This is a genomic window from Shinella zoogloeoides, assembly GCF_003574625.1.
Taxonomy (GTDB): domain Bacteria; phylum Pseudomonadota; class Alphaproteobacteria; order Rhizobiales; family Rhizobiaceae; genus Shinella; species Shinella zoogloeoides_A.
In genome coordinates this window covers 185703-199301 of sequence record NZ_QNUJ01000009.1, presented here as the reverse complement: position 1 = coordinate 199301, position 13599 = coordinate 185703, and the positions used below count along the sequence as shown (strand labels likewise).

The 13599-nt window shown below is 65.8% G+C and carries 10 protein-coding genes; 7 read left to right on the top strand and 3 right to left on the bottom strand.

Going from position 1 to position 13599, the window contains the following annotated elements:
* The first annotated feature begins 29 nt into the window (after positions 1-29).
* Positions 30-689: a YggS family pyridoxal phosphate-dependent enzyme gene (locus tag DSD28_RS18730; protein ID WP_119257937.1), complete on the top strand. Its 660-nt coding sequence runs from the start codon at positions 30-32 to the stop codon at positions 687-689.
* A 132-nt stretch (positions 690-821) separates the two neighbouring features.
* Positions 822-2726 carry a propionyl-CoA synthetase gene (locus DSD28_RS18725; RefSeq protein ID WP_119257936.1) on the top strand — a complete coding sequence of 635 codons (1905 nt, stop codon included), beginning with the start codon at positions 822-824 and terminating at the stop codon, positions 2724-2726.
* A 72-nt stretch (positions 2727-2798) separates the two neighbouring features.
* Here DSD28_RS18725 and DSD28_RS18720 read toward each other — a convergent pair whose 3' ends face one another.
* Positions 2799-3500 carry a DUF1013 domain-containing protein gene (locus DSD28_RS18720; protein WP_119257935.1) on the bottom strand — a complete coding sequence of 234 codons (702 nt, stop codon included), beginning with the start codon at positions 3498-3500 and terminating at the stop codon, positions 2799-2801.
* Between the two features lie 230 nt (positions 3501-3730).
* Here DSD28_RS18720 and acs point away from each other — a divergent pair, with 230 nt between their 5' ends.
* Positions 3731-5686, top strand: a complete 1956-nt coding sequence (gene acs / locus DSD28_RS18715) for an acetate--CoA ligase (protein WP_119257934.1) — start codon at positions 3731-3733, stop codon at positions 5684-5686.
* A 221-nt stretch (positions 5687-5907) separates the two neighbouring features.
* Here acs and DSD28_RS18710 read toward each other — a convergent pair whose 3' ends face one another.
* Positions 5908-6105, bottom strand: coding sequence for a DUF1674 domain-containing protein (locus DSD28_RS18710; protein ID WP_119258019.1), 198 nt, complete (start codon positions 6103-6105; stop codon positions 5908-5910).
* Positions 6106-6262: 157 nt separating this feature from the next.
* On the opposite strand from DSD28_RS18710, the gene htpX reads away from it, so the two are divergent.
* The 4 genes from htpX (at position 6263) to purH (ending at position 12147) form a co-directional block, all read left to right on the top strand.
* The gene (htpX, locus tag DSD28_RS18705) at positions 6263-7228 is read left to right on the top strand and encodes a zinc metalloprotease HtpX (RefSeq protein ID WP_119257933.1); all 966 of its coding nucleotides are present in this window, start codon (positions 6263-6265) and stop codon (positions 7226-7228) included.
* Positions 7225-8631, top strand: a complete 1407-nt coding sequence (locus DSD28_RS18700; protein WP_119257932.1) for an RsmB/NOP family class I SAM-dependent RNA methyltransferase — start codon at positions 7225-7227, stop codon at positions 8629-8631. Before htpX ends, DSD28_RS18700 begins: the two co-directional genes overlap by 4 nt.
* A 95-nt stretch (positions 8632-8726) precedes the next feature.
* Positions 8727-10409: a heparinase II/III family protein gene (locus DSD28_RS18695; RefSeq protein ID WP_119257931.1), complete on the top strand. Its 1683-nt coding sequence runs from the start codon at positions 8727-8729 to the stop codon at positions 10407-10409.
* A gap of 127 nt (positions 10410-10536) precedes the next feature.
* On the top strand, positions 10537-12147 hold the full coding sequence (gene purH, locus DSD28_RS18690) for a bifunctional phosphoribosylaminoimidazolecarboxamide formyltransferase/IMP cyclohydrolase (protein ID WP_119257930.1): 1611 nt from the start codon (positions 10537-10539) through the stop codon (positions 12145-12147).
* Positions 12148-12206: 59 nt separating this feature from the next.
* On the opposite strand, the gene DSD28_RS18685 is transcribed toward purH, so the two are convergent.
* Complete coding sequence (locus DSD28_RS18685) at positions 12207-13592, bottom strand: MFS transporter (RefSeq protein ID WP_119257929.1); 1386 nt, start codon at positions 13590-13592, stop codon at positions 12207-12209.
* Positions 13593-13599: the final 7 nt, after the last annotated feature.

Genomic DNA, 13599 nt, shown 5'->3' with positions numbered 1-13599 from the left:
CGGGGCGTCATAGCCGATGGAGAGTGACCATGGACCTTCAGGATCGTCTCGAAGATGTTCGCAACCGGATGGGCAAGGCCGCAAGCGAAGCGGGCCGCAAGCCGGAAGCGGTGACGCTGGTGGCCGTGTCGAAGACCTTCGATGCCGAGGCCATCCGCCCGGCCATCGCGGCGGGTCAGCGCGTCTTCGGCGAGAACCGCGTGCAGGAAGCGCAGGGCAAGTGGCCGGAACTTCGCGCCGAGACCGCCGGCATCGAGCTGCACCTGATCGGCCCGCTGCAATCCAACAAGACGGCGGAGGCCGTGGCACTTTTCGACGTCATCGAGACGGTCGACCGGGAGAAGATCGCCCGCGCGATCGCCGAGGAGATGAAGCGGCAGGGCCGGGCGCTGCGGCTCTATGTCCAGGTCAATACAGGGTTGGAACCGCAGAAGGCCGGCATCGCGCCAGACGATACGGTCGCTTTCGTCACCTTCTGCCGCGAGGAGCTCGACCTCACCGTCGAGGGCCTGATGTGCATTCCGCCGGCCGACGAGAATCCGGGTCCGCATTTCGCCCTGCTCGCCAAGCTGGCCGGCCGGTGCAATCTCGACAAGCTTTCCATGGGCATGTCCGGCGACTACGAGGTCGCCATCGGTTTCGGTGCGACCAGCGTGCGTGTCGGCTCGGCGATTTTTGGCACGCGCTGATCCCTCCTTTTGACGAAGGGCAAGGCCGGGGTTTGCCGCCTCAGGCTTTCGTCTGGCTTTGCGGAAAGGTCGCCCTCTCCTATTCTTCCCTTCGGAGGAACCGGCCGCCCGGCGGCCGGCAAGGAGGATGCGATGCAGAAGACCTATGCCGAGATCTATCGTGCCTGGCAGGACGATCCCGAGGCCCACTGGGCCGCGCTCGCCCGGGCCATCGACTGGTTCACCGAGCCGACGGAAATCTTCGATGCCGCGCAGGGCGTCTACGGCCACTGGTTTCCCGATGCGGTGGGCAATACCTGTCACAATTGCGTGGACCGGCACGTGGCCGCCGGGCGCGGCGACCAGCCGGCGCTGATCTATGACAGCCCCGTTACCGGCCGGAAGGCGCGCTACAGCTATGGCGAGCTGCTCACCCATGTGAATGCCATGGCGGCGGTGCTCGCCGATCAGGGCGTCGTCAAGGGCGACCGCGTCATTCTCTATATGCCGATGATCCCGGAGGCGATTTTCGCCATGCTCGCCTGCGCGCGCATCGGGGCGATCCATTCGGTGGTCTTTGGCGGCTTCGCGGCGAGCGAGCTGGCCGCGCGCATCGACGATTGCGCGGCGAAGCTCATCGTTTCGGCAAGCTGCGGCATCGAGCCGAACCGGGTGGTCGCCTACAAGCCGCTGCTCGACGCGGCCATCGACCTTGCCCGGCACAAGCCGGAGCGCTGCCTCGTGCTGCAGCGGCCGGAGCTGGCGGCCGAACTGAGGGACGGCCGGGATGTGGACCTCGGCCCGGCGCTGGCGGCGACCGAGGGGCAAACGGTGCCCTGCGCTCCGCTCAAGGCGACCGATCCGCTCTATATCCTCTATACGTCCGGCACGACCGGCCAGCCGAAGGGTGTCATCCGTGACAATGGCGGCCACATGGTCGCCCTCGCCTGGTCGATGCGCGCGCTCTACGGGATCGAGCCCGGCGAGGTCTACTGGGCGGCTTCCGATATCGGCTGGGTCGTCGGGCATTCCTACATCGTCTATGCGCCGCTTCTCAACGGCAGCACGACGGTGCTCTATGAGGGCAAGCCGGTCGGCACGCCGGATGCCGGCGCCTTCTGGCGTGTCGTCGAGGACTATCGGGTATCGGTGCTTTTCACCGCGCCGACCGCCTTCCGGGCGATCCGCAAGGAGGACCCGGACGGCGCGCTCGTGAAGCGCCATGATCTCTCCAGCCTGCGGGCGCTGTTCCTTGCCGGCGAGCGGGCCGATCCGGATACGGTGCAATGGGCCGAAAAGGTGCTGGGCGTTCCCGTCATCGATCACTGGTGGCAGACGGAAACGGGCTGGGCCATCGTCGGCAATCCGCTCGGCCTCGGCCGGCTTCCCGTGAAGCACGGCTCGCCCACCGTGCCCATGCCGGGCTACGAGCTGCATGTGCTGGACGATGCCGGCCATCCGGTGCCGCCCGGCACGCTCGGCAATATCGCCATCAGGCTTCCCCTCCCCCCGGGCTGCCTGCCGACCTTCTGGAAGGCCGACGAGCGTTTTCGCGCGGCGTGTCTTTCGGAATTCCCCGGCTACTACAAGACGGCGGATGCCGGCTATGTCGACGACGACGGCTATGTCTTCGTGATGGCGCGCACGGACGATATCATCAATGTCGCCGGCCATCGCCTGTCGACGGGGGCGATGGAGGAGGTCTGCGCCAGCCATCCGGACGTCGCCGAATGCGCCGTCATCGGCGTCGCGGATGCGGTGAAGGGCCAGGTGCCGGCGGGCTTCCTCGTCCTGAAGAGCGGTGTTTCACGTGAATCATCGCTGGTCGAGGCGGAGGTCATGCGGCTCGTGCGCGAACGCATCGGGCCGGTCGCGGCCTTCAAGACGGCGATCTGCGTGAAGCGGCTGCCGAAGACACGCTCGGGCAAAATCCTGCGCGGCACCATGCAGAAGATCGCCGACGGCGAGGAATGGAAGATGCCGGCGACGATCGACGATCCGGCCATCCTCGACGAGATAGCGGCAGCGCTGACGGGCCGAAGCCCGAACCCGGCCTGATCGTTCTATCGAGGCAACAAAAAACCCGGCTGCTAAGCAGCCGGGTTCCGATAATCCCAAGGCGGGTCTTGCTCAGAAGTTGTCGTCTTCGTCCTCGTCCGGCGTGGACGACTTCAGCGACTTGAGCTTGGCGAAGACGGCATCGGCGTCGATTTCCTTCTCCTCTTCGCGGTCGGTGCTGTAGGGCAGCTTTTCGGTTTCCTGCGCCGATTCCAGCGTCGCGCCGAGTTCGGCGGCGGTCGGCAGCGGGCGGCCCTTGGAGGCGCGCTCGACTTCGAGGTCGAGGTCGATCTGCGAGCAGAGGCCGAGCGTCACCGGGTCCATCGGTGCCAGGTTCGCGGAGTTCCAGTGGGTGCGTTCGCGGATCTGCTCGATCGTCGACTTGGTGGTGCCGACGAGACGCGAGATCTGCGCATCCTTCAGTTCGGGATGGTTGCGCACGAGCCAGAGAATGGCGTTCGGGCGGTCCTGGCGCTTGGAGACCGGCGTGTAGCGCGGGCCCTTGCGCTTGGATTCCGGCACGCGGACCTTTGGTTCGGAAAGCTTCAGCTTGTGGTTCGGATTGGCTTCCGCGCGGGCGATCTCCTCGCGGGAGAGCTGGCCGGTCGAGATCGGGTCGAGACCCTTGATGCCCTGGGCCGATTCGCCGTCGGCGATGGCCTTCACTTCGAGTGGATGCAGTTTGCAGAATGTGGCGATCTGGTCGAACGACAGCGCTGTGTTGTCGACCAGCCAGACCGCGGTCGCCTTCGGCATGAGCAGCTGTTGAGCCATGGATATAGTCCTTCTGTCCGTCCGCGCCGGTGTCGCGGGCCGTGGGGTGTAACCACTATTTTCCGGGAATTCGGCCCTCTATAACGCCACTGTCGCAGAAATGCAATTCTTCAAGCGCAAATGACCTTTTGTCTAATTGCCCGAAGGCGTTGACCTGTTATGTATGCTCAAGGAGTGGCGGGGGCCGGAGGAGACTGGTTTCCCGCGCATCGCAGTCTAGGGAGGAATCCATGTCCGAAAAGACCTACCCGGTCCTGAAATCCGCAAAAAGCCGCGCGCTGATCGACAACGAAACCTATCAGAAATGGTATCGCGAGAGCGTCGATAACCCGGAGCGCTTCTGGGACAAGCACGGCATGCGCATCGACTGGTTCAAGCCCTATACAAAGGTGAAGAACACGTCCTTCACCGGCAAGGTGCCGATCAAGTGGTTCGAGGACGGCATCACCAACGTCTCCTACAATTGCATCGACCGGCATCTCAAGGCGCATGGCGACGACGTCGCCATCATCTGGGAAGGCGACAACCCGTATATCGACAAGAAGATCACCTACAACGAGCTCTACGAGCACGTCTGCCGCATGGCGAACGTGATGAAGAAGCACGGCGTTAAGAAGGGTGACCGCGTCACCATCTACATGCCGATGATCCCGGAAGCGGCCTATGCCATGCTCGCCTGCGCGCGCATCGGTGCCGTGCATTCCGTCGTCTTCGGCGGCTTCTCGCCGGATGCGCTGGCCGGCCGTATCGTCGACTGCGAATCGACCTTCGTCGTCACCTGCGACGAGGGCGTGCGCGGCGGCAAGCCGATCCCGCTCAAGGAAAACACCGACACGGCCATCGACATCGCGGCCAAGCAGCATGTCATCGTCAACAAGGTGCTCGTCGTGCGCCGCACCGGCGGCAAGACGGGCTGGGCGCCGGGCCGCGACCTCTGGTACCATCAGGAAGTGCTGACGGTGCCGCGCGATTGTCCGCCGGCCAGGATGAAGGCGGAAGACCCGCTCTTCATCCTCTACACATCCGGCTCCACCGGCAAGCCGAAGGGTGTCCTGCACACCACGGCCGGCTATCTCGTCTATGCCTCGATGACGCACAAATACGTCTTCGACTATCAGGATGGCGATGTCTATTGGTGCACGGCGGATGTCGGCTGGGTGACGGGCCATTCCTATATCGTCTACGGGCCGCTTGCCAACCGCGCGACCACGCTGATGTTCGAAGGCGTGCCGAACTTCCCCGATGCCGGCCGCTTCTGGGAAGTGATCGACAAGCACAAGGTCAATATCTTCTATACCGCCCCGACGGCGATCCGCGCGCTGATGGGCGCCGGCGACGACTTCGTGAAGCGCTCGGAGCGTTCCTCGCTTCGTCTGCTCGGCTCGGTCGGCGAGCCGATCAACCCCGAAGCCTGGGAGTGGTATTACCACGTGGTCGGCGAGGATCGTTGCCCGATCGTCGACACCTGGTGGCAGACGGAGACCGGCGGCATCCTGATCACCCCGCTGCCGGGCGCGACGGACCTCAAGCCGGGTTCGGCGACGCGGCCCTTCTTCGGCATCAAGCCCGAGCTCGTCGATAACGAGGGCAATGTGCTAGAGGGCGCTGCTGACGGCAACCTCTGCATCACTGACAGCTGGCCGGGCCAGATGCGCACGGTCTATGGCGACCACAAGCGCTTCATCGAGACCTACTTCTCCACCTACAAGGGCAAGTATTTCACCGGCGACGGCTGCCGGCGCGACGAGGACGGCTATTACTGGATCACCGGCCGCGTCGACGACGTGCTCAACATTTCCGGCCACCGCCTCGGCACGGCGGAAATCGAATCGGCCCTCGTCTCCCACCATCTGGTTTCGGAAGCGGCGGTCGTCGGCTATCCGCACAATCTCAAGGGACAGGGCATCTATTGCTACGTCTCGCTGATGGCTGGCGAAGAAGGCACCGACGCGCTGCGTCAGGACCTCGTCAAGCATGTGCGTAAGGAAATCGGCCCCATCGCGACGCCGGACAAGATCCAGTTCGCGCCCGGCCTGCCGAAAACCCGCTCCGGCAAGATCATGCGCCGCATTCTGCGCAAGATCGCCGAGGACGATTTTGGCGCGCTCGGCGACACCTCGACGCTTGCGGACCCCGCCGTTGTGGACGACCTGATCGCCAACCGGCAGAACAAGGCCGCCGGCTGATCCGGGCCGTAAGACCAAGCGAAACGGCGGCCGATGGCCGCCGTTTTCGTTTGAGGGTTGTTGCAGGAAGCCGATTCCGCCCCCTCCTCCGTCATCCTCGGGCTCGACGTGAGAATCCATATTCTCGCTGCCCCGACAGATGGCCGGGTCAAGCCCGACCACGACGGGAGAAGGGGTCGATCAGGAGTAAAATCATTCGTTCGTGAGCCGGATTCCCGCGCTCAAAAATCAATTGCCCGGCCCTTGATCTCCCAGTCGCCGAAGCGCGCGGGGTCCTCGCCGCCGCGTCCACCGATCTCTGGCGCGCGTTCGACCGGCAGGGTTGCCTTGCGCCGTTCCTCGGCTTCCTTCAGGGCGCGGAGGGCCGCGGGAGGAAGTACCTTCCGGCCGTCGGTGTGATTGTCGTTGTCGTTCTGCATGAAACGCGGCATCCTTCCCGGATATTGAAGAATTCCCTTTGGCTTACCATCATATAGGAGCGTGCCTGCGCTGTGGAAAGCGCTGATTCACGTGAAACATGCCCTTGACAGGAAGGGCCTCGAACGCGGGCGCTAGCCCGAAGGGAGCCGGAAACGCATGAACCTCGTTCGCACAGCCATGCTGCTCGCCGTGATGACGGCGCTTTTCATGGGCGTGGGCCTGTTGATCGGCGGCAAGAGCGGCATGATGATCGCGCTCGTCGTCGCGATCGCCATGAACTTCTTCTCCTACTGGAATTCCGACCGGATGGTGCTGTCCATGTATGGCGCCAAGGAGGTCGACGAGCGTTCGGCGCCGGAATATTACGGTATCGTGCGGGATCTTGCCAAACGCGCCGGCCTTCCCATGCCGCGCGTCTTCGTCATCAACAGCGACCAGCCGAACGCCTTTGCCACCGGGCGCAACCCGCAGAACGCCGCCGTCGCCGCCTCGACCGGCCTGCTCCATGCACTGAGCTACGAGGAGGTGGCGGGCGTGATGGCGCATGAACTCGCCCATGTGCAGAACCGCGACACGCTGACCATGACGCTGACGGCGACGATTGCCGGCGCGATCTCCATGCTGGCCAACTTCGCCATGTTCTTCGGCGGCGGGCACAATCGCGAGAACAACAATCCGCTCGGCTTCATCGGCGTGCTGATCGCCATGATCGTCGCGCCCTTCGCCGCCATGCTGGTGCAGATGGCGATCAGCCGCACGCGCGAATATTCCGCCGACAGGCGCGGCGCGGAGATCTGCGGCAACCCGCTCTGGCTGGCCTCGGCGCTGAAGAAGATCGCGATTGCCGCCGGCCGCATTCCCAACGAAGCGGCCGAGCACAATCCGGCGACCGCGCATATGTTCATCATCAATCCGCTCTCGGGCGAGCGCATGGACAGCCTGTTTTCGACCCATCCCGACACCGAGAACCGCATCGCGGCGCTTCAGGAAATGGCTCGCGGCATGCAGGCGCGCTCGACGGAACCGGTCCGGGCTGATAATCCCGTACGCAAATCGCGCTCCGTACCGACGACTGGCTGGGGACGCGGTGGTTCCGAACCGCCCAAAGGTCCCTGGTCTTGAACGACGATAGACGAAAAAACAAAGCTCATCCGAAACGACATGGCGGCAAGGGGCGGACGCCCGCCGATGCTGCCGCGGCCGCCCCGGAAAAGCCCGGCCTGCGCGCCCGGCAGGCCGCGGCCAAGATCCTTGCCGCCGTCATCGATCGCCGCACGCCGCTCGACGGCATGCTCGATCTGGAGAACGGCAATATCGCCTATCGCCAGCTCGGCGATGCCGACCGGGCGCTGGTGCGCGCCATCCTCAACACGGCGCTGCGCCACCTTCCCCGCATCGAGGCGATCCTCGACACGCTGGTCGGCACGCCCCTGCCGGAAGGCGCGCGGGCGCTGCACCATGTTCTGACGGTCGCCGCCGCGCAGATCCTCTATCTCGACGTGCCGGATCATTCCGCGGTCGACCTTGCCGTCGAGCAGGCGCAGCTCGATCCGCGCAACCGCCGCTTCGCCAGCCTCACCAATGCGGTGCTGCGCCGGCTTTCCCGCGAAAAGGCCTCGCATCTGACGGCCACCCGCGCGGTTTCCGTCATTCCCGCCTGGTTCCACGAGCGGCTTATCGCCGTCTACGGCAAGGAGCACGCCGCGCGCATCGGCGAAGCGCTGCTGGAGCCTTCTGCCATAGACCTGACGGTGAAATCCGATCCGGAAGGCTGGGCGGCGAAGCTCGGCGGCCGCGTGCTGCCGACCGGCTCCGTGCGCCTTCCTGCCGCGTCCGGCGCAATCCCGGCCCTTGAAGGCTTCGAGGCGGGGCAATGGTGGGTGCAGGATGCGGCGGCGAGCCTGCCTGCGAAACTTTTCCGCGATCTTGCCGGCAAGCGCGTCGCCGATCTGTGCGCCGCCCCGGGCGGCAAGACGGCGCAGCTTGCGCTTGCCGGGGCCAAGGTGACGGCGCTCGACCAGTCGGGCAACCGCCTGAAGCGGCTCATCGGCAATCTCGAACGGCTCGACCTGTCGGTCGAGGCCGTCGAGGCCAACATGGCGGACTACCGGCCCGACGAGCTTTTCGATGCCGTCCTGCTCGATGCGCCCTGCTCCTCCACCGGCACGATCCGCCGCCATCCGGATGTGCTCTGGACCAAGGGACCGGAGGATATCGACAAGCTCGCCCGCCTGCAGGAGCGTCTGCTGCGCCACGCGCTGACGCTGGTCAGGCCCGGCGGCGAACTGGTCTTTTCCAATTGCTCGCTCGATCCGGGTGAGGGCGAGGACATGGTGGCGCGCGTGCTGGCCGACAATCCCGACTGGCGGATCGAACCCGTCGAGCCCGCCGACTGGCCGGGCCTTGAATCCGCGGTTTCACCGCGCGGCGAGTTCCGCACCACGCCGGCCATGCTGCCGGCGACCGATAGCCATGCCGGCGGGGTGGATGGCTTTTACGCCGTCCTCCTGCGCAGGAACAATTGAGGCCCGTCATCGTCATCAACAGTCCATCAGCGGTCGATGAATTGACGCCGCTCTCCTCCTCGGCCTACCTATAGGTGAGGAGGCATTCGTTAACCATGCAGCTTTCCGACCGGCAGCGGCTTTCCTATCTGTATATGCGTGAGGGTTGGCGCCGCTTCTCGCGGAGGCTCGCGCTTGGCCGGATCAGCGCCATGCGGTTTTCCGGCAGCGCGCCGGACCGGCTGATCGTCGCGCCGACGGACCTCCACCCGGCCGATTCCTTTGCCGGCGAAGAAATTACCGCCGGGCGCTTCCCGCTCGCGGGCCGCGTTCTCGAATGCGACGGCGAATCGCCCTTCGCGCTGGAGCTTCCATCCGAGGAATTCGCCAACCGGCTGCATTCCTTCGGCTGGCTCCGGCACATGCGGCTGGTCGATCCCGAAAAGGCGGCGCTGACGACGCGCTTCATCGTCGGCGACTGGCTTCAGAGCCATGGACGGGTCATCGGCGGGCTCGCCTGGCGGCCCGATGTGACGGCGCAGCGCATCATCGCCTGGCTTTCCCATTCCCCGGTGGTGCTGAAGGATGCCGATTATCCCTTCTACCGCCGCTTCCTGAAAAGCCTCGCCTTCCAGGTGCGCTACCTGCGCCATGTCGCCGATACGACGCGGGATGGCGAGCCGCGGCTGCGCGTGCGGATCGCCCTTGCCATGGCCTCCATCGCCATGCCGACCTCCGCGTCCAAGATGCGTAAGGCCGCCCGCAACCTCGACGAGGAACTGGACCGGCAGATCTTGCCGGACGGCGGGCATTGCTCGCGCAATCCGCGGGCGGCGCTCGACCTGCTGCTCGACCTGCTGCCGCTGCGCCAGACCTATGTCAATCTCGGTCACGACATGCCCTCGCAGCTCATTCCCTGCATCGACCGCATCTTTCCGGCCCTGCGCTTCTTCCGCCACCAGGGCGGCGAACTCGCCCTCTTCAACGGGGCGACCTATACGCTGGCGAACGAGCTGATGTCGGTGCTGCGCTACGACGAGACCGGCGGCGCGCCCTTCAAGGCCCTCCCCTCGATCAATTACGATCGGCTGGCGGTGAAGGAGACGGTGGTGCTGATGGATACCGGCGTTCCGAAATCCGTCGATCTTTCCGCGACGGCGGCGGCCGGCACGCTTTCCATCGAGATGTCGTCCGGCCGGAACCGCTTCATCGTCAATTCCGGGCGGCCGCGCTTTGCCGGCGATGCCATGCGGCAGATGGCGCGGATGACGGCCGCCCATTCCGTGGCAACGCTGAACGACACCTCCTCCTCGCGCATCTCCTCCTCCCGCTTCCTGGGGCCGATCATCATCGGCGGCGTGGGCAAGGTCGAGGTGTCGCGCAGCGAGCGGGAGTCGGGCGCCGACGGCATCACGGCGAGCCATGACGGCTATCTCAAGCGTTTCGGCCTTCTCTACGAGCGCGACATCTTCGTCGCCGCCTCCGGCAACGAGATCCGCGGGCGAGAGCGCTTCTTCAGGGCGGGCCATCCGGGCGTGCCGGTCGAGCGAGGCGTGGCGGTCGTGCGCTTCCATATCCATCCGTCCATCCAGCTCTACAATGCCTCGGAAAACGAGACGCGGCTCGTGGCGCCGGACGGCGAGGCCTGGGCGCTGACCTGCCTCGACGTCGCGGTGGAGGAAGAGGACGACGTCTTCTTCGCCGATCCTTCCGGCGTGCGTGCGTCCCGCCAGCTCACCCTCACCATGCCGCTTGCCGAGGTGCCCGAGGTTCAGTGGTCGCTCGTCCGCCGGCGATAGCGCCGGCCTCGAAAGCTGCGGCATCGGCGGTTTTCCGCCCTTTCGCGGTTTTCTCGGGACGGCGCCTGTGTTAACGGGGCGCATGACCATCCGGCCCTCCTCCCGGGCCGTCAGAACGGAGCGTCCCATGGCCGTCATTTCCAAGAAAATCCCCGCCCCTGATCGCGTCGCCGTCCGCACGGCTCTGCTGTCCGTGTCCGACAAGACCGGCATCGTGGAGCTCGCCCGGGCGCTTGCCGGAAAGGGCGTGCGGCTGCTTTCGACCGGTGGCACGCACAAGGCGCTGTCCGATGCCGGCCTTGCGGTGACGGATGTCTCGGAGGTCACCGGCTTTCCGGAAATCATGGACGGCCGCGTCAAGACGCTGCATCCTTCGGTGCATGGCGGCCTGCTCGCCATTCGCGACGATGCGGAGCATGTCGAGGCGATGAAGGCGCATGGCATCGGCGCGATCGACCTTGCCGTCATCAATCTCTATCCGTTCGAGGACGTGCGCGCCAAGGGCGGCGACTATCCGACCACGGTCGAGAACATCGATATCGGTGGCCCGGCGATGATCCGCGCCTCGGCCAAGAACCACGCCTATGTGACCATCGTCACGGACCCTGCCGACTACTCCGCCCTGCTCGAAGAGCTTGCCGACGGTTCGACCACCTATGCCTTCCGCCAGAAGATGGCCGCCAAGGCCTATGCCCGCACGGCCGCCTATGATGCGGCGATTTCCAACTGGTTCGCCGAGGCGCTCGACATCTCCATGCCGCGCCACCGCGTCCTCGGCGGCGTGCTGAAGGAAGAGATGCGCTACGGCGAGAACCCGCACCAGAAGGCGGGCTTCTACGTCACCGGCGAGAACCGCCCCGGCGTCGCGACGGCGACGCTGCTACAGGGCAAGCAGCTTTCCTATAACAATATCAACGACACGGACGCCGCCTTCGAGCTGGTCGCCGAGTTCCTGCCGGAGAACGGCCCGGCCTGCGCGATCATCAAGCATGCCAATCCCTGCGGCGTCGCCACCGGCAGGACGCTGAAGGAGGCCTATGCGCGGGCGCTCGCCTGCGACCCGGTCTCGGCCTTCGGCGGCATCATCGCGCTCAATTCGACGCTCGATGGCGAGACGGCGGAGGAGATCGTCAAGCTCTTCACCGAGGTCATCATCGCGCCCGACGCCGACGAGACCGCGCGCGCCATCATCGCCGGCAAGCCGAACCTGCGCCTCCTGGTGACGGGCGCCCTGCCCGATCCGCGCGTGCCGGGCCTTTCCGCCAAGACCGTTTCCGGTGGCCTCCTCGTCCAGAGCCGCGATAACGGCATGGTCGAGGATCTGGAGCTGAAGGTCGTCACCAGGCGCGCGCCGACCGCGCAGGAGCTGGAAGACATGAAGTTCGCCTTCAAGATCGCCAAGCATGTGAAGTCGAATGCCGTGGTCTATGCCAAGGACGGCCAGACGGCGGGCATCGGCGCCGGCCAGATGAGCCGCGTCGATTCCGCCCGCATTGCCGGCCTCAAGGCCGAGGAAGCCGCGAAGGCCATGGGCCTTGCCGAGCCGCTGACGCGTGGTTCTGCGGTCGCCTCCGAGGCGTTCCTCCCCTTCGCCGACGGCCTGCTCTCGGCCATCGCCGCCGGGGCGACGGCGGTGATCCAGCCGGGCGGCTCGATGCGCGATGCGGAGGTCATCGCGGCTGCCGATGAGGCGGGCGTCGCGATGGTCTTCACCGGCATGCGGCATTTCCGGCACTGAGCCGGATTCATCGACGGGTCCAAGCAGATCGACGCCCCGTTCGCGGGGCGTCTTGCGTTTCAGCCCTCGACCTTTGCGGCCGGATAGGGCGTGCGCAGGAGGAGCAGGAAGCCGGCGACGAGGAAGACGATGAGCGCCATCATGCCGAGGCGCGCCGAGCCCGTGGCGGTGGTGAGGATGCCCACCGAGAGCGGCGCGAGGAAGGACGTCGCGCGGCCGGAGAGGGCATAGAGGCCGAAATAGCGGCCGGCCTCGTCCGGATGGACGCTTTGAGCGAGATAGGAGCGGGCCGACGCCTGTACCGGGCCGAAGGTCAGGCCGACGAGCAGGCCGTAGAGGATATAGGCCTTTTCCGCCGCGGTGCCGAAGAGGCCGCCGCTGTCGGCCGTCGGCAGCGGGATAAGGCCGAAGAGCGTGAAGCCGGGGCCGGTGGAGACGATGCCGACGGTCGCGACGGTGAGGCAGAGGAGGCTCATCACGACGACGGCCTTGGAGCCGAGGCGCCTGTCGAGGCGGCTGGCATAGAGGCAGCCGCCGATCGCCACGACATTGAGGATGATGCCGTAGATGCCGAGCTCGAAGGTCTGCCAGGCGAACATGCCGGCGGCGAAGGTGCCGCCGAGTGCAAGCAGGCCGTTGACGCCATCCTGGTAGATCATGCGGGCGATAAGGAAGCGCAGGATGCCGGGCTTCTTCCTGAGATCACGCAGCGCGGTGGAAAGATCGGCAAAGCCGGTGCGGACGGCCGCGGCGATCGGCAGGCCGCGGCTCTGGTCCGGCGTGATGAAGAACATCGGCAGGATGAAGACGAAGTACCACAGCGCCGAGATCGGGCCGGTGATGCGCGCATCCTCGCCTGCCGCCGGGTCGAGGCCGAAGAGCGGCGCGATGCCGATGGCGGTTTTCCCGGTCTCGGGATTGGCGGCGAGCAGCGCCACGACGGCGATCAGCACGATCATGCCGCCGAGATAGCCGAGGCCCCAGGCGATGTTGGAGATGCGGCCGGTGTCTTCCGGGCGCACGAGCCGCGGCATCATGGAATCGTTGAAGACGATGGAGAATTCCGCCGCGACGGTGGCGAGCACGATCAACGCCATGGCAAAAGCGAGGCTGCTGCCCGGCACGGCCAGCCAGAGGGCGGAAAGCGACAGGATCTTCACCACCGCGAAGGCGGCGATCCACGGCTTTCGCGCGCCGGAGGCATCGGCGATGGAGCCCATGACGGGCGCGAGCAGCGCGATGGCGATGCCGGCGACGGTGAGCGTGTAGCTCCAGGCCGCCTGCCCTGCGACGGGGTCCGCGGTCAGGCGCGAGACGAGATAGGGGCCGAAGATAAAGGTGGTGATGACCGTGAAAAAAGGTTGGGCGGCCCAGTCGAACAGCATCCAGCCCGCAATGCCGAGGCGGCTTGCGCGCGGCTCCCGGCTTTCCGTTGCGATCGTCATCGCCCCT

What these genes read in the sequence shown, in the direction of transcription:
- DSD28_RS18685 (WP_119257929.1), bottom strand. Translation starts at nt 13,592, where the DNA reads ATGACGATCGCAACGGAAAGCCGGGAGCCGCGCGCAAGCCGCCTCGGC.
- DSD28_RS18710 (WP_119258019.1), bottom strand. Translation starts at nt 6,105, where the DNA reads ATGCAGAACGACAACGACAATCACACCGACGGCCGGAAGGTACTTCCT.
- DSD28_RS18695 (WP_119257931.1), top strand. Translation starts at nt 8,727, where the DNA reads ATGCAGCTTTCCGACCGGCAGCGGCTTTCCTATCTGTATATGCGTGAG.
- DSD28_RS18720 (WP_119257935.1), bottom strand. Translation starts at nt 3,500, where the DNA reads ATGGCTCAACAGCTGCTCATGCCGAAGGCGACCGCGGTCTGGCTGGTC.
- purH (WP_119257930.1), top strand. Translation starts at nt 10,537, where the DNA reads ATGGCCGTCATTTCCAAGAAAATCCCCGCCCCTGATCGCGTCGCCGTC.
- htpX (WP_119257933.1), top strand. Translation starts at nt 6,263, where the DNA reads ATGAACCTCGTTCGCACAGCCATGCTGCTCGCCGTGATGACGGCGCTT.
- acs (WP_119257934.1), top strand. Translation starts at nt 3,731, where the DNA reads ATGTCCGAAAAGACCTACCCGGTCCTGAAATCCGCAAAAAGCCGCGCG.
- DSD28_RS18725 (WP_119257936.1), top strand. Translation starts at nt 822, where the DNA reads ATGCAGAAGACCTATGCCGAGATCTATCGTGCCTGGCAGGACGATCCC.
- DSD28_RS18730 (WP_119257937.1), top strand. Translation starts at nt 30, where the DNA reads ATGGACCTTCAGGATCGTCTCGAAGATGTTCGCAACCGGATGGGCAAG.